Origin of the sequence: Kribbella qitaiheensis (genome assembly GCF_042657745.1) — a bacterium.
In the GTDB taxonomy this organism is placed as follows: Bacteria; Actinomycetota; Actinomycetes; order Propionibacteriales; family Kribbellaceae; genus Kribbella; species Kribbella qitaiheensis.
The window spans coordinates 81007-99393 of record NZ_JBHSKE010000059.1 but is presented as its reverse complement, the minus strand read 5'-3'; the positions used below and the strand labels follow the sequence as shown (position 1 = coordinate 99393).

The following is an 18387-nucleotide window of genomic DNA, read 5'->3' as shown; positions in this document are numbered from 1 at the left end:
ACTCGCCCGGGGACCCGTGGGCTGGCAAGGTATGCCGCGGGCCGGGTGAGAGGAGGACCGCTGGTGCCAGACGTGTTCGCCGGGCGGTTCGAGCTGATCGACCCGATCGGTTCAGGCGGGACCGGTACTGTCTGGCGCGCGTGGGACCGCCGCCTGGAACGCCTCTGCGCCGCGAAGGTACTGCGCCAGCGCCACGCCGGTGCCCTCCTCCGTTTCGTCCGCGAGCAAGGACTGCGACTCGACCACCCGAACGTGCTGAGCCCGTACGCCTGGGCGGCCGACGACGACCAGGCGCTCCTCGCCATGGACCTCGTCGGTGGTGGTTCGGTGAGCAGCCTGGTCGCCGACTTCGGTGCCCTGCCCGAGCGCTACGCCGCCGAGCTTCTCGCCCAGCTCCTCCGCGCCCTCGAACAGGTCCACGCGGCCGGCCTCGTCCACCGCGACGTGAAACCCGCCAACCTGCTGCTCGAGACCAGCGGTACCGGCATTCCCGTACTCCGCCTCAGCGACTTCGGCATCGCGCTGTCCCTCGGGGAGCCACGCCTCACCCAGCACGGCGCTGTCGTGGGCACCCCCGGCTACGTAGCTCCCGAGGCCCTCGCAGGCGAACCTCCGTCCACGAAGCAGGACCTCTACGCAGCCGGGGTCACCGCCTGGCAACTCCTCACGGGCGAGGAGCCTCCGGCGACTGGCCCACTACCTTCGCGCTCGAACACGACCAGCACGGTCTGGGCTGTCGTCGAATCCCTGATCCAGTCCGATCCCGCCCGACGCCCGGACTCAGCCGAAGCCGCCCTCGAATCCCTGGCGCCTGTCCTCGCCACCGCGCTACAAATCCCAGCCCACACCCCAGACGGCGAACTGATCGAAGTCTTCGACCAACTCCCACCCCTCCCCGCGCCCCACACCAACCTGCCCACGCAACCCGCGGCAGCATCCGCAACACCACCCGCGGATCGTCTGACGCCCCCGCCGAGGCCGAGGCCGACGCCGCCGCAGTCCACGTCGCCGGGTGCGTCGCACGCGGCGGGGAGGCTGGCGCGGCGGCGCCTGGTGCTGGGTGGTGTCGGGCTTGTGGGGTTGGTTGTGGCTGGGGTTGTTGGGGTGTTGTTGCTCGATGGGGATGAGGAAGGCGGGGGATCGCCGTCGAAGGTGTCGCCTAGCGTGTCGGTCAGTGAGACGCCGTCGACCGTGCCGACCGGGCCTGTCACGCGCTCTCCGAATGCGCAGCTCAAGGTCCGGGATCCGTGTGGATGGCAAGAAGCGGGGGCGGAGGAAACGACTGCTGACGGCACCCGGGTCGAGTGCCGTCAGCAAGGTTCGTCCTATCTATGGATCAAGGCCTAGGACCAGCCCTGCCCCGGCCCGTTCTGCGGTCCGTTCGGACCAGGCCCGCTTTGCGGCGGCGGGTTGTAGCCCGGGCCGTTCGCCCCAGGTCCGTTGTAGCCAGGTCCGTTGTAGCCGGGCCCGTTCTGACCGGGACCGCCGTACCCGGGTCCGTTGACCGGCTGCAGCGCTGACGACTTGCGGCTGCGGATGATCAGGGCCGCTGCGACGATCGCGAGAGCGAGCACCAGGACGGCACCGCCGGCGATCCACGGCAGGGACGAGGAGGACTCGTCCGCAACCGGCTGGACCTTGTTGTCGTCGCCTTGGCCGCCGGCCTCGTTCGTGGTCGAACCCGACGGCGTCGGCTCTGACGAGGCACTTGGCGTCGGAGTGGAAGGCGTCTCGCCCGTCGACGTGCCGTACTCCGGTCCGGCCACCTTGTCACCCGCGACCGCCACGTCGATCGTCACCGGTACTCCGCCGGCCGGGGCGTCGCCGCTGGCCACTCCGAGCTTCGCGATGATGTAGTACCAGCCGTCGACGCTGGCCTTGCGGAAGTCGGAGTTGTTCGCGTTCCGGTTCAGGTAGACCGCCCGCGGAGTCGCGATCGGCTTCCCGCTGGAGGGCAGGATCTGCGTCGTCCCGGTGTAGGCGGTTGTGTCGAACTTGATCTCCGCCCGGACCGGGCTGAACAGGCCGGTGCGGATGTTCGTGGTCGCCCCGTCCGGCCGAGCGGCGAAGGTGACCCTGTACGCCAGACCCTGACCCCAGTCCAGCTTCACCCGGTAGAACAGCTCCTCGCCGTAGTAGATCGTCTCGCCGTACCGGCCGGAGCCGTCGAGAGTCGTCGCCTCGTTGAAGGAACCGCCACCGCGGACGGGCCGCACCGCACCCGCAGGCGGTTGCGCGAAGGTCACCAGGCTCGTCTGCGCCTGCTCACCTCTGCTCCCAGCCACAGGCGGCTCGACCCGCAACTGCAGCTCCACCGGCACTCGATCGGCCCCGCCACCACGCGCATCGCGAGTCACCCGAAAGGTGTACTTGCCGGGAACGCTGCAGCCCTTGGGCTTCGAGGAGCCGGCGACTGTCCCGTTCCAGCTCAGCATCGTGGTCAGCGAACCACCGTCCCTCGCGCGGGTGTTGAGCTCGCGCTGGAACTCGTAGCAGTCCGCGCCGTCGGGACCGGTGATCCTGATGTCGACCACCTCGAGGTCACGCGGGTTGCCCCGGGGGAAGACCGCCGTGGCCGCGAAGTACGCCGTGTCGCCGGTCTTCAGCTCGGCCGAGTAGAACCGCTCCTCCTCGGCGTTGAGGGTGTCGAGGTACTGCCCGGGCGTCATCGTCGGTGCCGTGAACGGGTCCGCAGTACCGGTGATCGGCTTGCCGGTCGGCTCGTAGTGTCGCAGCGCCCGCTCCGTCACCCGGCCCAGTACTCCGAGCAGCGAGTCCGCGTCCGAGGCGTCGTGATAGGTGCCGCCGGTGTTCTGTGCGATGCAGGCGAGCTGGGCGCGAGCCTTCGCGTCGACGCGGAAACCGATCGCGTGGACGTGGAGGTCGACACCCTGCTTGTGCAGCTCCTTCGCCACCTCGCAGGGTTGCGGGGGAGCGCAGGTGTCCTCGCCGTCGGAGACGAGCACGATCGACCGCTGCCCCTCCTTCGGCAGTTGGGCAGCCGCGACTCGCAGCGAATGGCCGATCGGGGTGTAGCCGCTGGCCTTCGCCGCGGTCACCGCTCTGGTCAGCACCGGCTTGTTGACGGTTGCCACCGGCTGGACGACGCGGACGTCCTTGCAGCCGGCCGCCTTCTCCGAGCCGCTCGAGCCCGTCCCGGCGCCGTAGATGGTCAGGCCGACCTGCGCCTGGTCGGGCAGCCCGGCGACCATCGAGGTGACGGCCCGCTTGGCCGCGTCCATCCGGGTGCCGCTGCCACCGGCGTCCCGCGCGGTCATCGAGCCGGACGAGTCCAGCACCACCATCACCGGCGAGAGCTCACCTTCCGCGGTGGCGGCGGGAGCGTTCGCGAATGAGAATGCGGCGGTCAGGGCGGATACCGCGGCCAGGGCGGCGAGGCGTCGTATCATGGCGTCTCCAGGAGCTTGAGGCTTCATTGCGACCAAACTAGCGTTTGCATGTGCAATTTGCAAACAGTAATCATGGAGGCGTTGTGACCGATGCGCACGCGCGGAACCTCGACCTGCAACTGCAGTGGTACGGCGAGCCGCTGGGCGACCGTTTCCGGCGCCTCCTGGGCCGGCTCGGCCTCTCGCAGGCGCAGCTCGCGGGGGTGCTCGGCCTGTCCGCGCCGATGCTGTCCCAACTGATGTCGGGGCAGCGGGCAAAGATCAGCAACCCGACAGTGCTGTCGAGGTTGCTCCAACTGGAAGCGATGGTGGGGGAGTCCGGCTGGGACGCCCTGCCGGCCGCCGAGCAGGAGCGCCGCCTGGAAGGCATCCGCGCCGCGCAGCGATCCACGCTCACCGTGGACCAGGGGAGTCCCGCCGAGCCGCCGGCTCCGGGGGACCCGGTCGTCGCCATCCAGTCGTTGCTCCGGGATGTCGCCTCGGCCGCCGACCTGCAAGGTGCCGCCGAGTTGCTTGAGGCGCAGTACCCCGATCTCGCCGAGGCATTGCGGGTGCTCGGCGCGGGCCGCACTCAAGAGGCCCGCGCCTACTACGCCCGAGTCACCGCCAACCGCTGAGCACCTTCCGGACCGGCTCATCCCGCGTCGGCCCGGAAGGTTGTGTCAGAGCGGGGTTGGCTCAGTTCGGTCCGAGGCAGAGCGTGTACCCCGACGAGCCGCGCGATTCGGTGTAGGCCACCGTGTAGCCGGGGAACTGCTCGCACTCGTCGGAGTTCGCCGTACTGCTGAGCTTGCCGAGGACCTTGAACTCCGCGTCGGTGGAACCGCAGTCGACCACCTTCACGTTGGGGTCGGCCACCGTGCCCTTGTTCTGGACGCAGTCACCGGCATCCGCTGACGACGGGTTGCCCAGGTTGCCGATCACGATCGCGGCGATCAGCGCGATCGGGAGCAGCAGACCGAGGACCACCGGGCGCTTGAACAGCGGTTTGCCTGGATCCATCGGCCGGCCGGGCGCACCCGGAGCCGGCTCCGGCAGGTTCTTGAACTTCGAGTACGTGCCGAGGTTCACCAGCATCATGATCGGGTTGACGATCATCGAGCCGATGCCCCACCAGCCCTGCCACATGCTCTTCGCGGTCATGTCGCGGATCGTGGCGACACCACAAGTGCGGCAGAACGGCCCTTCCAGCTTGAGGAAGCGCATCAGGATGATCAGGCCCTGGTGACCGCGGACGGTCGCCTGCACGGCCGGCATCCCACCACAGAACCGGCACTGAAGCGTGTCCTGGGCAACAGGCATGAACTGTCCCTGCGGGAACTGACCCTGCGCCGCGTGATCCTGAGGGAACGTGCCTTGCTGCTGGTACTGACCCTGCTGACCCGGCGCGAACTGCTGCCCAGGCTGCTGGAACTGCTGCTGCCCGCCGTACTGCGGGTCGGCGTACTGCTCACCGTAGTTGGGCTGCTGCTCGTGCGGTGGCCCGTACTGCGGGAACTGGCCGGGCTGGACCGGCGGGGGACCGTATCCCTCGGCGGGGGGCTGCGCCGGGTACGGGTTCTGGGGCGGTTGAGGGGGCGTAGTGGTCACGAAGACTTCCTGTTACTCGATCTGGGACACAACCGAACACCGCACCCTACTCACGCCGGAAGGCCATCCCCGGCGACTTTCCGGCCCGATCCCGCGGATCTCTCACCACCCGGACCCCCAGGCACCACCCGAACCCCAACCGTCATACGATCGCGTTGCCGTAGCGCTCGGCCAGTTCCCGGCCCAGGCGGGCGAGTTCGGCTCGGACCGACGGGGGACCGAGCACCTCGATCATGCCGCCCCAGCCGGCCAGGTGCCGGGCGATGTCGAGGGCGTTCGGCGCTGTCACGCGCAGTTCGACCCGGCCGTCGTCGGCTGAGCCGACCACCTCGCAATGGCGGCCGAGCCGGTCCTGCATCACCCAGACGAACCGTTCCTCCATCAGGACGGTTGCTGCCAGCAAGGAGCGGTTCTGCTCCATCTCGTCCACCACTCGGGCCCAAGCCGCGGAGAGGTCGAAATCCTTCGGTCGCTCGGCGGGAAGGTCGGTGAGCGTCGCCTCGGTGATTCGCTCGACCCGGAAGGTGCGCTGACCTTTCTCGGTGCCGGCGATCAGGTACCAGATGTCGTCCTTGTCGACGAGTCCTAAGGGATCGATCAGCCGCTCGCTGACCTGGCGCCCGCGGCCGGCGTACAGCAGCTGGACCTTGAGGCGTCGCACCACGGCGTCCTGCAGGATCCGCACCATCTCCGGCCGTTCCCTGACATGCTCACCCCAGCGCGCGGGATCGATGACGACAGCCTCGGCCGCGGCCTCGGCATCCGCCCGGAACGTGTCCGGCAACGCCCGTACGAGCTTCCGCAGCGCGGCTTTCGCCTCCGGCGCGACGGACGCGGCAGGTCCGACGAGCAGGAACAACGCCTGTGCCTCGGTCGCATTCAACCCGCTCAGATCGGTCCGCGCGCCACCGAGCAGCGACCAGCCACCGTTCCGACCCGGCTGTGGATAGACCGGGATACCGGCCGTCGACAACGCCTCGAGATCCCGCCGCGCCGTCGCCACCGAAATCTCCAGCTCAGCCGCCAACTCGGAAGCCGTCACCCGGCCCCGGGCCTGCATCAAAAGCAGAGTGGCAACCAGCCGGTCAGCGCGCATACCCCCATCCTCCCAAACAAACTGCTCACCACCTGAACACTTATGGCTATCCTGCTTCGGTGGCTTCCGGGATCGATCAGCTCAGTCAGCGGCAGAGGGAGCTTCTGGGGGAGTGGCTTCCGGGGGCCGAGGTCGTGAAGAACCACAGTTGGGGATTGGTGGGGACCACCGTTCTCGAGTTGCTGTATGACGGTGGTCGCTACGGGGCCAAGGCGGGGGACGAGAACGATCGCCACCTGGCGCGGGAGTTGCGCGCGCACCGCGAGTGGCTCCGGCCGTGGACGACGACGGGTCGGGCGCCGCGACTGGTGAACGGCGACGAGGACGCCAAGCTGATCGTCACGCATTTCCTGCCAGGGGAGTTGGTCGAGGGGAGTGACCACGAGTGGCGTCCGGACAGCTACCGCCAGGCAGGCGAGTTGCTGGCGTTGCTCCACGAGCAGCTCGCCGTCGAGGACGCCGATTTCGAAGCGCGAGAACGAGAGAGGACTCTCTGGTGGCTTGACCAACCGCACCGAATCGCACCGGACATCGCGGCACGGCTGCGTGCGGAGGTGGAGGCGTGGCCGACGCCGGCCACCACGCTCGTGCCGACCCACGGCGACTGGCAGCCGCGCAACTGGCTCGTGTACGACGGCGTGGTGAGCGTCATCGACTTCGGGCGGGCCGATCTACGGCCGGCCCTGACGGATTTCGCCCGGCTCAGTGCGCAACAGTTCCGCGCCGATCCAGAGCTCGAGCAGGCATTCCTGGACGGATACGGCGCAGACCCAAGGCAGCCCGAAGCGTGGCATCGCAACCGGATCCGCGAAGCGATCAGTACTGCGGCCTGGGCTTACCGGGTCCACGACGAATCGTTCGAACAGCAAGGCCACCGCATGATCGCCGAAGCCCTGGCGAACTGAGGCCAAAGTCAGTCGAGCCGACGTTGGGGGAGCGGCGCGGCCGGGCTAGCGGGGGTTCAACACGCAGAACTCATTGCCGTCGGGATCGGCCATCGCCACCCAACTGACCTCGCCCTGGCCGAGGTCGAGTCGAGTCGCCCCGAGAGAGACGAGACGGTCGACTTCCGCTTGCTGATCACCGTCGACACCGGGAGTGAGGTCGAAATGCAGCCGGTTCTTCCCGGTCCTCGGTCTCAGCGGCGGACCTCCCCAGCTGATCTTCGGACCGCCGTGCGGTGAGCGAATCGCGGTCTCCTGGTCCTGGTCCCAGACCAACGGCCACCCCAGCGCTTCGCTCCAGAAGTACCCGACCTGCTGCGATCCGTCGCTCGACAGCGCTCCGATGAATCCGCAGTCGGCAAGGAAGTTGTTGCCCGGCTCGATGACGCAGAACTCGTTGCCTTCGGGGTCGGCGAGCACCACCTGACCTTCCTCCGGAAGCTGACCGATGTCGATGTGCCGGCCACCGAGTTCGAGCGCCCTCGCCACCGTCTGCTCCTGGCCCTCCAGGGAAGCGCTCGTCAGATCGAAGTGCATCTGGTTCGGGCCGGACTTCTCCTCCTGGGTCGGAAGAAAGCGGATTCGGAACCCGGTGTCGTCGTTCGGCAGCAGCGCGATGGCATCGCCTCGGGGGTCGTCGGCCGTCTTCCAGCCCAGAACGCCGGCCCAGAAGCCCGCGAGACGGTGCGGGTCGTTCGCATCGAAGCACAGCGCGCTGAGGTTAGAAGTCATCAGGTTCCATCTCCGATTTGCCGGCTCACGGCCACAGACTCTCTGCCATGAGGTGAGCAACGCTAAGCGCACGGTGATTGCCACGCAACGCGATTAATCTGCACGACCTCGGATCGCGACGACGCCGAGTGGGCGGCACCCCGGTCAAGGGTCGAGAAGGCAGCCCACGAAGCCGGTTGCCACTAGGTGCACGAACCCAGCTGGTCGCGACGGCGTGTCAGGTAGGCGGTCTCGGCGGTGTTGCCCGCGAGCTCGATGGCCTTGTCGTACGCCGCCCGCGACTGCTGACTGCGACCAAGCCGGCGCAGCAGGTCGGCGCGTGTCGCATGGTAGGCGTGATAGCCGGCCAACCTGTCCTCAAGACGATCGACGGCCGCCAGCGCCACCTCCGGGCCGTCAAGCTCGGCGACCGCGATGGCCCGGTTGAGGGCGACGATCGGTGAGGGGTCGAGGCGGACGAGTTGGTTGTAGAGAGCGACGACCTGCGACCAGTCGGTGTCACGGATGTCGCGGGCGGAGGTGTGCACGGCGTTGATCGCTGCGAGGACCTGATAACGACCCGGAGCCACCCCGGTGGCCAGGCGCTCGCGCACCAGTCGATGGCCCTCGGCGACCAGTGCGGCGTCCCAGGCCCCACGGTCCTGCTCCTTGAGGGTGATCAGTTCGCCGCTCGCCGAGATCCGGGCGGCACGGCGGGCCTCGGTGAGGAGCATCAATGCCAGCAGCCCGGCCACCTCACCGTCCTCCGGCAGGAGGGCACGGATCAGGCGAGTGAGCCGGATCGCCTCGGCGGTGAGGTCGTGACGTACGGGATCGGTGTCGGGGCTGGTCGCCAGGTAGCCCTCGTTGAAGACGAGAAAGAGGACGGCGAGTACGCCAGAGACGCGGGCCGGCAGATCCTCCGCGGACGGCACCCGATAAGGGATGCGAGCAGCCTTGATCTTGGCCTTCGCGCGGGTGATCCGCTGGCCCATCGCGGTCTCCTGCACCAGGAACGCACGAGCGATCTCGGGCACGGTCAGACCGCCGACCATGCGCAGCGTCAGCGCCATCCGGGTCTCCATCGCGAGCGCCGGGTGACAGCAGGTGAAGATCAGCCGGAGCCGCTCGTCGTCGATGGCGCCCAGAGGCTCGGGCGGGTCGTCGTCGTACAGCATCCGAGCCTCCTTCTGCTTGTCGTCCCGCTTGTTCTCGCGCCGGAGCCGGTCGATGGCCTTGTGGTTGGCGGTGGTGGTCAGCCAGCCACCGGGATTGGGGGGTACGCCGTCGGCCGCCCACCGCTCGACGGCGGTGGCGAACGCCTCGGCCGTCGCGTCCTCGGCGATGTCGAGGTCACCGAAACGCCTGGTCACAGCGGCGACCACCCGCGCCCATTCCTCGCGGTGGGCCTGGGTGATCGCTTCCTGTACGTCGGTCAGTCGCCCAGGAATGGCCGCACCTCGACTTTCCGATTGCAGGCCTTCGACCCCTCGGCGGCGAGCTTGAGCGCCACGTCGAGGTCGGGAGCCTCCATCACCCAGAAGCCGGCGAGATACTCCTTCGACTCCACGAACGGCCCGTCGGTGAACACCGGCTCCCCACCCCGGTTGTCGATGACAGTGGCCGCGCTGGGCGAGGCGAGGCCGCCGGCGAAAACCCAGTGGCCCTCGGCCTCGATCCGGTCGTTGAACGCGTTGATGGCAACCATCTCGTCCGGGGTGCCGGAGTTGGTCTTGTCGTCGATCACGGAAACCAAGTACTGCATCTCAGCTCATCTCCTGTGGTTTGGGCCGCCGTCGTGGGCAGCCGCTCACCCCTTCTACGAACACCGTTGCCCCGATGCGACACCACCTCGCGGACTTCTTTCAAGAGGAGCAGGCGAGCCTAGCCAATATCACCTACGCGACGTCGGGCCGTGTCATCAGCGGTGACTGCAGATGTAACGCCAGTCTCGGGCCGGTCAGGGGCACGGTGCTCCACGTCGCCGCTGCTGTCCCCGCGTCGGCGTCGACCACCAGCCGGACCCGGTGCGGGGTGGTGATGACGTAAAGCTCGGCGACGAACGTGTCGCCCTGCCACGCTCCAGTCGCGACGACAGGGCGGCCGAGCGGCGAACTTTCCCGCCATTCGCCGTGGCCGACCTCGACGTTGAGGAACGACCCGAATCGCACGAGCCAGCCACCGTCCACGGGATCGACGATCACCGTGGTTCCGTCTGGCAGAGCCGAATCCTCGGCGGAGGCGTCGAGCATTGCCTTGACGGAACGCTCCGGGGCGGCCGAACCCGGCACCGGCGCGAATGACAGCCGCCGCAGCCGATCGGCGAGCATCTCGTCGTCCTGGGCGTTTCCCGCGTCATCGAGGCCGGGCAACAGGCAGTCCCAAAAAACACTGGGCAGTGCGTGCCCCTGATCGACGGCGGCGGTCACGACGACCACGAGATCGTGGGACGGGACGACCACGCATTGCTGGCCGAAGGCGCCGTTGCCGTGGTAACCGTGACGCGACATCCAGAATTGGTAGCCGTACCCGCAAAGAAAGTCGGGGCTAGCAGAGTCGTCCTCGAGCTGCAGGGTATCGACATGCCGTCTGGTCGCGAGCTCCACCCATTCACGCGGGATGAGCTGGCGGTCGCCCCAGACGCCTCCGCGCAGTAGCAACTCGCCGAAGGCGGCGACGGCCTCGGTCGTGAGGTGCAGCCCGTGGAATCCGAAGGCGGCACCGCTCGCCACCCGGTCCCATTCGGCGTGGTCGACGCCCATCGGCTTAACCAGACGCTCGTCGAGCAGCTCCGGCAGGCCGCGGCCCGTGACCCGTTCCACCATCCGCGCCAGGATGAAAGTGGTCGCATTGTCGTACGTGTGCCGGGTTCCCTCAGGTTCGGTGAACGGTACGCGCAGGAAGCCCTTCACCAGATCGTCCGGTTCCAGCTGCCAGGCCTCGGCGAGGCTGTCCGTGCTGTGCCCGGCCGTCATGGACAGCAGGTGGTGCACGGTGATGCGGTGTCCCTGCTCCGAGATGTCGGCCGGAACGTGGTCGGGCAACACGTCCACCACCCGATCGTCCAGCGAGAGCAGCCCGTCGGCGATCGCGAGCCCCACGGCGATCGAGGTGAACGATTTGGTCAGCGAGTAGAGAAGGTGCGGGCGTTCGGCCGAGTACGGCGCCCACCAGCCTTCGGCGACGACGTGACCGTGGCGTACGACCATGATGGAGTGACACTCGACGGATAGCGCTTCGAGCCGGTCCAGCAGCGCGGCAACCGCGCGGGACGACATCCCCGAGGCGGCCGGTGTCGACCGCGGCAGTAGGGGCGCTCAGAAGACATGCAGGCACCGTAACAAGACAGGACAATCGAATTACGAGAGACATCGCCGAGGATCGGCTGACTGCTGCTGTCCGACAATAGGCCTTCGACATTCCAGTGATCGAGTGTGCAGAACACCTGGTTGACGTGCGGGAGACACCGCAGTTGGCGCCGCGCCACTCGGAGCACATGTGAGCTGCGCGAGGTGCGACCTGCTAGTCCGGCGGTCGCTGTAGGAGCTGTCGGGACGACTCGAAGCCCAGCCGTTCGTACACCGGCACTGCCTTGCGACCAGAGTGGACCGTCACGCGAACGGAGCCGAGGTGTGTCGCATGCTCCGAAGCAGCCTGCACGAGCGCCGAGCCGATTCCCTGGCCTCGCTGCTTCGGCATGACGAAGACGCTCTGGATGTCTGCGGATAGCCGACTTGTCGCTCCAGGTCTCGGCACGCGAGGCACGAACGCTACCCAGGCCATGCCGACGATCTCCGGTCGGCGGAGTCGAGCGACGAACGCTCGGTGCGAGTCCTGGTGGCCGGCCCACCACTTCGCGAGCTCCGCTGCGAATGCGTCAACGGACCGCTGTGCTGGTTCCTCATCAAGGGTGTCGAGCCACAACAGCCGGGCCAAGTCTGCGACGTCGTCCGCATTCGCCTGACTGATCCTCACGAAGTGAGTTTGCCACCTGATTGACCGGAGGTACTGGCGCGGTTGGCCAGCCGCTACGACAAGCACGCCTTGGCCTACCGCGGCGGTGTCGTCCTCACCGCGATCCTCAGCTGGCCCACCAGACTCGTCAGACACGGCCTAGAGGCCACTGATGCGTCGGCCGGCGTAGCGCCACGGATGTTGGGCGCACTTCTTGGGTCGGGCAGCAGGGCGGTGAAAAACCATGTGCGCCGTCGCGGCGTGTGGAGTTGGATCGTCGCATGTCGATCACGCTGCAGACCGCGACTGTTGCCTCGTTGGACGAGGTCGCCGAGGCGGTAGCGTCCTGGCAGCAGGATGGCGGACAAGTCCAGCTTCATCCAGGTGACCTTGGGTGGAATTGGAGCCTGGGCGCGAAGGCGCTGGCCAGGGCTGTTCGGGTGTGGCGTCGTGATCGGCAGATCTTGGCCGTTGGCCTCGTGGACGATGCGGGGTTGATCCGTATGGGCATCGCACCAAGCGTCGATCGAGACGATCCGTTCGCCGCCCAGCTTCTGGCCGATCTATCGGACCCGGCGCGTGGGGTGCTGCCCGCCGGCAATGCGAATGTCGAGGCCCGGTCCGGCACTGCGTTTCGAGAACTCCTGCGCCAGAGCGGTTGGGTCGCGGACGAGCCGTGGACGCCGCTGCGCCGTGACCTCACGGACAAGGTGGAGGACTGCGACCTCCGGGTCGAGGTCGCCGACGCGCACACCGCCCCAGCACGGGTCGCCGTGCAGCAAGCGGTGTTCCCCAACTCGACGTTCACCCTCGAGCGCTGGCACACGATGGCCGCGGCCTCGCCGTACAGTCGGGCCCGGTGCCTGGTCGGTTACGACGCGCACGAGGCCGCGGTCGCCGTCGTGACGGTCTGGTCGGCCGGGCGCGGACGGCCGGGCCTGCTAGAACCATTGGGTGTCCACCGGGATCACCGCGGCCACGGGTACGGGACCGCCATCTCCCTGGCGGCGGCTGCCGCCCTGCGAGAGATGGGAGCGTCCAGCGCGACCGTGTGCACACCGAGCAGCAACGTCGGCGCCGTAGCGGCCTATGCCTCGGCCGGCTTCCGAAAGCTTCCGGACGTCACTGACTTCCGCCGGACCAGCTGACCTCGTCGGCCACCACCAAGCCCGGAAGGTAGGACGTGCGCGTGGCCGAGTGGCTACGGGCGATCTAGCGCGGCAGAGGGAAGGTCGAGCCCGACGCCTGGCGGCTCTACTTCGTGGTCGTCGTGGATGGGCACCCGGTCGGGATGCAGGACCTCATCGGGGTCAACTTCTCCACCTTCGGCACGGTCACGAGCTTCTCATGGCTGGTCGACGATCAGCGCGGCCGCGGGCTCGGACATGAGATGCGAGCAGCGATCCTGCACCTCGCGTTCGACGGGCTCGGGGCGAAGGAAGCGAGCAGCGACGCCTTCGTGGACAACCATGGCTCCAACGCGATCTCGCGAGATCTCGGCTACGAGCCCAATGGTTCAGACTGGGCCACACGGCAAGGCGAACCCGCCCTGCTGAACCGGTGGCGACTGACCAGGGACAACTGGGAACAGCGACGCAGAGACAACATCCGGCTCGACAACATCGAGGCGTGTCGGACGTCCTTGCCCCTTGTCGTGACGCGATCAGAGCGTCCGCAACTCGACATGAGCGGGCAGATAGGTACGGCGACCTTGACCAGCGGCTGGGCGTACAGCAGCAGGAGCATCCCGGCGACGCGGTAGGGGGAGTGACTCGCTGCTGCCGGTGAGGAGTTCATCGGGCTTTACTGGACAGCCTGCGTATCAAGTTCACTCGTATAGCGTTGGGCCGTGCACTAGATTCGCGCGCTCAGGTTCGCATGCTGCCTCGCTGCCCTCTCTCCTAGGAAAGGACCAAGAGAGTGAAGAAGTACATACTCTTCGATCATGATGGCGTTCTGGTGGATACCGAATTCTGGTATTACAAAGCTGGAGAACGCGCCCTGGTGGACATTGGTTTGACCTTGGACAAGGATCAATACCTCCGGGACATGAGCCAGGGATTGGGTACCTGGGCCCAGGCCAGGGCGGCAGGTATTGATGAACAGACCATCAGCAGGCGGCGTAAGGTTCGCAATGATTACTATCAGGAATATCTTAGAACAGAAGCCATTGAGATTGAGGGCGTCGTTGACGCTCTTGCTGAGCTGTCAAAATACGTCCGCATGGCCATCGTGACGACTGCAAAACGTGTGGATTTTGAAATTATCCACGAAAAGCGCCAAGTTAGACAATTCATGGATTTCGTCCTTGTTCGCGAAGACTACAAGCTCACCAAGCCGCACCCGGAACCATACCTGACCGGCTTAATGCGCCTCGGAGCCACCAAAGAAGAGACACTGGTTGTAGAGGATTCATCCAGAGGGTTGAACTCGGCGGTGGCGGCCGGTATTGACTGTGCCATTGTCTACAACGACTTCACAAAAGCGCAGGATTTCTCACGGGCTAGCTATCGAATCGAAACTCTGATTGAATTGAAGGATATCGTCCTCAATGTAACCTGAAGGAGAATTTGCCGGTGTGTCCCATACTCCTATGAAAGAGCGAAAGAGCATGGCTATCTCGCGCGCGCCAGGAGCGAACCCGGTGTTGGAGCCAATCGCAGGGCGTCCAGATGTATGTCCGCGAGCGATGGATCATGGCACGGTTGCGGGCGCCGAGGAGGTTGACGCCGAGGTCGCGGAGGCGATCCATGACCGTGTCGGATGAAGGTGCCGGCCTGCGACGGTGCTGGGGGAGAGCCACACGGACTGTCGGGTCCGGCGCCGGCGCCGAGGTTCGGCCGCGTGGCGAGGTGCTCGCGCACGAGAGAAGCCAACGGTTCGGGACGCAGACTAGTACTGGACAGCCTGCGAATTAGGTTCCGACGTAATGACCCCCAACCACGTGAGCGGCGTCGGGCGGTTGGGCAGGTTCAGGCCGGCTGGATCGTGCGGCGCATGACGGTGTTCTTCATCCCCTTGGAGCGAACGAACCCGAAGCCGGCTTGCTCGTACATCGTGCGTGTGCCGTTGTAGACGAACGAGTTGCTCATCCTCTTCTCACCGGTCTCGTGCGGGTATCCCTCGACCACACCGCCACCCTGCGCTGCAATCAGATCGAGCGCACCGGCCAGAGCCACCTTGGCGTAGCCCTGTCCGCGGTGACGCTTGTCGACGAAGACGCATGTGATGCGGTAGTCGGGAATGACGTCGGCCTCGGCGAGGTACTGCTTGCGGTGATGGATGGTCGGCAGCTCATCCGGAGTGCCGTACTCCGCCCACGCGATCGCCTCATCGCCAACCATCACCAGCGCCGCGTGAGCCTGTCCGGCCTCGACCAGCCGTTTCTTCAGCGCGCGGTTTCCCTCGTAACCCTGCCCCCGCTCGGCACAGTCGGGGTGGAAGTAGATGCACCAGCACCCACTGAAGATCCCGTTGTGCCGCTCCACCAGGCCGGCGAACGCGTTCCACGTGTGAGCAGTCAACGGCTGAATCGAGTAGCCATTTGTCATCATGCCGCCGATCGTAGGCACGTAATGCGGACGAATCTACGTCCGCATAGTCAGAGCTTGCCCAGATCGCTGCCAGGAATCGGCAACGGCGGCGGCGAGGACGAGCTGAGCGAAGCGCTGGAGGTTTCCGGCGAGGTCGGTGAAGTCGAGCTCGAGGCCGTGGGCGTCGTCCTCCCGCGGGCTAGTAGTTGACATAATGTCGCTTATCGGCCATTTGCACAGGAGGCGCTGAGAGGGGTGAACAGGCGTCAACCCAGCGGTGGAAACGTCCTGGCGATCGGTACGGATGCCAGCCAGGACTCGAGTTCCGGGCTGAGTTGTCCGTGCACCTGCAGGAGCGTCATCTTGGCGAACTCACCGATGCGGCTGAGCAGTTCCTCGCAGTGAGCGTTGTGAGCGAACGCCGCCGCCGAATCCGCGTATTCTTCGATGACGACGAACCGGACCGGATCGGCCTCGACGTACCAGTCGTATCTGAGCGTCCCCGGCTCGTCGTCCGTCGCGGCCGCCAGCGCCTTCGCCAGCGTGACGAACCCGTCCCGCGCGCCAGGAAGCGTCGTAAGCTCGGCCCGTACGAAGATCGTCATGGAAACTCTCAATCCGCCGCTGTGGATGCTTCTCCTGGAACGTGTCCCCCAGAGGGTCCGGCGTAGACTTCGCCGCCGAGAGCGGCCGGCGTTCTGTCATGCATAATCACCATTATGCAGCAGTTCTGACTCTTCGGCCGATGCAATAGTTGCCTTATGCAAATAAGGTACGCGGGGGAGTCAGACACCTCCGGAACTGTCGGTGGTGACCGGTAGAAGTTCCCCATGAAGGTTCTCGCAGCACAATCGGCGTTCTTCGCTGCCCGGCGTCCCCGCAAAGACTCCCCCCACACCACCGACGCCTATCGCCGCGACCTGGCCGGCATCACCGCGCTGCTGTCCGAGGACCCGGAGACCCTCGACGTCGAAGACCTGACCGCACCCGTACTGCGAGCCGCGTTCGGGGCCTTCGCCGACAACCACGCGAAGAGTTCGGTACTCCGGGCCTGGTCGACGTGGAACCAGTTCCTCACCTTCTGCGTATCCGATGGACTACTCGCGGGGAACCCGATGGGAGCGGTCGCCCGGCCCAAGACCCCTCCCCTCTCCCCCAAGCCTCTCCGTGGCGAGGACACTCCGGAGAAGCTCCTGCGTTCCGCGGCCGACGGCACCAGACAGGCGCGCGACCCTTGGCCCGAGCGCGACGTGCTGGTGATCGCGCTCGGGCTAGTCGCCGGATTGCGCTCGGCCGAGATGCGCACGCTGACGGCCGATTCGCTGGCCGGCCGCCCCGGCGAGATGCGGCTCCACATCCACGGCAAAGGCAGCCGCGACCGCTCGATCCCGGTCGAGCCGATCATGGAGAGGATCATCGAGTCGTACGTCCAATCCTGCGCGCGCCGCTTTCCCAGCAAGAGGTTCGGCCGGTCCACCAAGCTGCTACTGGACCGAACCGGTGAACCGATCGGCCGCGGCGGCCTCGAGTATCTGGTGAAGTCGTGCTACCGCTGGGCCGGGTTGCACGACCGCGTCCCGGTCGGCGCGAACCTGCACGCGCTCCGCCACACCTTCGCCACCAGGCTCGCCGAGGACGGCGCCACCGCGTCGGAGATCATGCGGCTGCTCGGCCACGCGAGTCTCGCCACCAGTCAGAACTACATCGAAGCCACCGGCCGGGAGCAACGAGCCGCCGCCGCGAGCAACCGCACCTACCTTTCCCTCACCGAGGTGATCACCCCGGACGCGTAGTGCCGCAGTGCAGGGAGCGCACTTTAATCGGGAGCCGTCGCGCGTGGTTGCGGACAGAATGTGGCGAGTCCAACGACAGGAGAAGCGATGTACCGCAGGCTGGTGCTCAAGTTGTCAGGCCAATCCATCGCCGGATCAGCCCAGTTCGGCTTCAACAGCGACAGCCTCACGCATCTCGCCCGGGAGGTGATCGCCGCGCGCGAAACCGGAGTACAGCTGGCGGTGGTGGTCGGCGGCGGGAACGTGTTCCGCGGCAACCAGTCCGAGGACTGGGGAATCGACCGGGTCGAGGCGGACAACATCGGCATGCTCGGCACGGTGATCAACGCCGTCCTGCTGCGCGGCCGGCTGGCGGCGATGGGTGAGAAGGAGGTGCGGCTGATGACCGCCATCCCGATCGACAACCTGGCCGAGCCGTACATCCGCCTGCGAGCCCTCCGGCACCTGGAGAAGGGTTCGATCGTCCTGCTCGGATGCGGGAACGGGCAGCCGTTCACGACGACCGACTACCCCGCCGTCCAGCGCGCGATCGAGCTCGGCGCCGACGCGTTGCTCGTCGCGAAGAACGGGGCCGACGGGGTGTATGACGCGGATCCGAACAAGGTCGCCGGCGCTCAGCGGTTCGACCGGCTCAGCTATCAGCAGGTCATCGACAAGGGCCTCGGTGTGATGGATCAGAGCGCGTTCATCCTCGCCCGCGACCACCGGCTCCCGCTGCACGTCTTCGACATCGACCGCCAGGGCGCGGCGGCCGCGATCAGCTCCGGCGAACACATCGGCACCCTCATCGACTGAGCCTCACGAGCGGCAGGTCCGCCTTGATCGCATTCAGGTGTGGCACGAACCAGTCGCCAGCGGCCTCGTGTTCCCAGTGCAAGGCCATCGCCGACCAGACGACCCGGTAGAAGGCAAGCGTCCACTCGAGCTCTGGGCTCCGCTCTATGCCGTAGCCGTTGAGCAAGGCAGCAGTCGCCGCCGAACCCGCCCGCGAGAAGCCCGACACTCCCCCGGTGAAGAAGCAATCCTCGGAGAACCCACGTCGTTGAACCCGAGTTCCTCCGCCAGCGCCGCTCCACGAGCCAGCTCCTCGGGCGGCGTCAGGCTCCCGAACACGACGCCGATCCGGCCACCCGCCAGACGATCCATCAGTTCCCTCCCGGGTCCCATCCACTATTCGGACCGTGGTCCACATACGAAACTACCGGACCCTAGTCCGACTCATCAACCCCTTCAATCCACCGCGACCGGGAGAAAACTGTTTGCTCGCGGTTCGTGCTCTCTGCTGTACTCGCGGACGGATCACCAGCAGGCCGAACCGGCCGTTCACGTTCTCAAGGAGCGCAGTCATGCGACCTC

At 66.7% G+C, this 18387-nt stretch carries 19 protein-coding genes; 9 read left to right on the top strand and 10 right to left on the bottom strand.

The annotated features are described in order from the left end of the window. The first annotated feature begins 63 nt into the window (after positions 1-63). Positions 64-1347, top strand: coding sequence for a serine/threonine-protein kinase (locus ACFPJ1_RS34870; RefSeq protein WP_380110561.1), 1284 nt, complete (start codon positions 64-66; stop codon positions 1345-1347). Here the strand turns inward: ACFPJ1_RS34870 and ACFPJ1_RS34865 are convergent. Next, a complete protein-coding gene (locus ACFPJ1_RS34865; RefSeq protein WP_380110560.1) occupies positions 1344-3410 on the bottom strand; it encodes a vWA domain-containing protein in 2067 nt (688 codons plus the stop codon). The two genes, ACFPJ1_RS34870 and ACFPJ1_RS34865, sit on opposite strands and share 4 nt — an antisense overlap. A gap of 83 nt (positions 3411-3493) precedes the next feature. Between ACFPJ1_RS34865 and ACFPJ1_RS34860 the strand changes: the two genes are divergently transcribed. Beyond that, positions 3494-4027 carry a helix-turn-helix domain-containing protein gene (locus ACFPJ1_RS34860; protein WP_380110559.1) on the top strand — a complete coding sequence of 178 codons (534 nt, stop codon included), beginning with the start codon at positions 3494-3496 and terminating at the stop codon, positions 4025-4027. Positions 4028-4088: 61 nt separating this feature from the next. Here the strand turns inward: ACFPJ1_RS34860 and ACFPJ1_RS34855 are convergent, their stop codons facing one another. After that, positions 4089-5000 (bottom strand): LppU/SCO3897 family protein, encoded by a 912-nt coding sequence (locus tag ACFPJ1_RS34855; protein WP_380110558.1) that lies wholly within the window; start codon positions 4998-5000, stop codon positions 4089-4091. A gap of 142 nt (positions 5001-5142) precedes the next feature. After that, entirely contained in the window at positions 5143-6096 is a 954-nt protein-coding gene (locus ACFPJ1_RS34850; protein ID WP_380110557.1) for a helix-turn-helix transcriptional regulator, read from the bottom strand. A gap of 59 nt (positions 6097-6155) precedes the next feature. On the opposite strand from ACFPJ1_RS34850, the gene ACFPJ1_RS34845 reads away from it, so the two are divergent. Then, positions 6156-7001 (top strand): phosphotransferase family protein, encoded by an 846-nt coding sequence (locus tag ACFPJ1_RS34845; RefSeq protein WP_380110556.1) that lies wholly within the window; start codon positions 6156-6158, stop codon positions 6999-7001. 45 nt (positions 7002-7046) lie between these two features. Here the strand turns inward: ACFPJ1_RS34845 and ACFPJ1_RS34840 are convergent, their stop codons facing one another. The 5 genes from ACFPJ1_RS34840 to ACFPJ1_RS34820 all read right to left on the bottom strand — a co-directional run bounded on the left by ACFPJ1_RS34840 (position 7047) and on the right by ACFPJ1_RS34820 (position 11726). Further along, a complete protein-coding gene (locus ACFPJ1_RS34840; RefSeq protein ID WP_380110555.1) occupies positions 7047-7772 on the bottom strand; it encodes a VOC family protein in 726 nt (241 codons plus the stop codon). 182 nt (positions 7773-7954) lie between these two features. Then, positions 7955-9190: an RNA polymerase sigma factor gene (locus ACFPJ1_RS34835; RefSeq protein WP_380110579.1), complete on the bottom strand. Its 1236-nt coding sequence runs from the start codon at positions 9188-9190 to the stop codon at positions 7955-7957. Next, positions 9187-9516: a YciI family protein gene (locus ACFPJ1_RS34830; protein ID WP_380110554.1), complete on the bottom strand. Its 330-nt coding sequence runs from the start codon at positions 9514-9516 to the stop codon at positions 9187-9189. Before ACFPJ1_RS34830 ends, ACFPJ1_RS34835 begins: the two co-directional genes overlap by 4 nt. Positions 9517-9649: 133 nt before the next feature. Next, positions 9650-11029 (bottom strand): serine hydrolase domain-containing protein, encoded by a 1380-nt coding sequence (locus ACFPJ1_RS34825; RefSeq protein ID WP_380110553.1) that lies wholly within the window; start codon positions 11027-11029, stop codon positions 9650-9652. Between the two features lie 244 nt (positions 11030-11273). Continuing rightward, positions 11274-11726 (bottom strand): GNAT family N-acetyltransferase, encoded by a 453-nt coding sequence (locus ACFPJ1_RS34820; protein ID WP_380110552.1) that lies wholly within the window; start codon positions 11724-11726, stop codon positions 11274-11276. Between the two features lie 260 nt (positions 11727-11986). Between ACFPJ1_RS34820 and ACFPJ1_RS34815 the strand changes: the two genes are divergently transcribed. From ACFPJ1_RS34815 to ACFPJ1_RS34805, 3 genes are all read left to right on the top strand, one after another. After that, the gene (locus ACFPJ1_RS34815; protein ID WP_380110551.1) at positions 11987-12853 is read left to right on the top strand and encodes a GNAT family N-acetyltransferase; all 867 of its coding nucleotides are present in this window, start codon (positions 11987-11989) and stop codon (positions 12851-12853) included. Between the two features lie 113 nt (positions 12854-12966). Further along, entirely contained in the window at positions 12967-13467 is a 501-nt protein-coding gene (locus tag ACFPJ1_RS34810; protein WP_380110550.1) for a GNAT family N-acetyltransferase, read from the top strand. Between the two features lie 158 nt (positions 13468-13625). Next, entirely contained in the window at positions 13626-14267 is a 642-nt protein-coding gene (locus ACFPJ1_RS34805; RefSeq protein ID WP_380110549.1) for an HAD family hydrolase, read from the top strand. A gap of 410 nt (positions 14268-14677) precedes the next feature. Here the strand turns inward: ACFPJ1_RS34805 and ACFPJ1_RS34800 are convergent, their stop codons facing one another. Beyond that, a complete protein-coding gene (locus ACFPJ1_RS34800; protein ID WP_380110548.1) occupies positions 14678-15259 on the bottom strand; it encodes a GNAT family protein in 582 nt (193 codons plus the stop codon). 54 nt (positions 15260-15313) lie between these two features. Between ACFPJ1_RS34800 and ACFPJ1_RS34795 the strand changes: the two genes are divergently transcribed. Continuing rightward, positions 15314-15448: a hypothetical protein gene (locus ACFPJ1_RS34795; protein WP_380110547.1), complete on the top strand. Its 135-nt coding sequence runs from the start codon at positions 15314-15316 to the stop codon at positions 15446-15448. Positions 15449-15504: 56 nt separating this feature from the next. Here ACFPJ1_RS34795 and ACFPJ1_RS34790 read toward each other — a convergent pair whose 3' ends face one another. After that, positions 15505-15843 carry a putative quinol monooxygenase gene (locus tag ACFPJ1_RS34790; RefSeq protein ID WP_380110546.1) on the bottom strand — a complete coding sequence of 113 codons (339 nt, stop codon included), beginning with the start codon at positions 15841-15843 and terminating at the stop codon, positions 15505-15507. Between the two features lie 225 nt (positions 15844-16068). Between ACFPJ1_RS34790 and ACFPJ1_RS34785 the strand changes: the two genes are divergently transcribed. Continuing rightward, positions 16069-17031, top strand: a complete 963-nt coding sequence (locus ACFPJ1_RS34785; RefSeq protein ID WP_380110545.1) for a tyrosine-type recombinase/integrase — start codon at positions 16069-16071, stop codon at positions 17029-17031. Between the two features lie 87 nt (positions 17032-17118). Further along, positions 17119-17826 (top strand): UMP kinase, encoded by a 708-nt coding sequence (gene pyrH / locus ACFPJ1_RS34780; protein WP_380110544.1) that lies wholly within the window; start codon positions 17119-17121, stop codon positions 17824-17826. Positions 17827-18387: the final 561 nt, after the last annotated feature.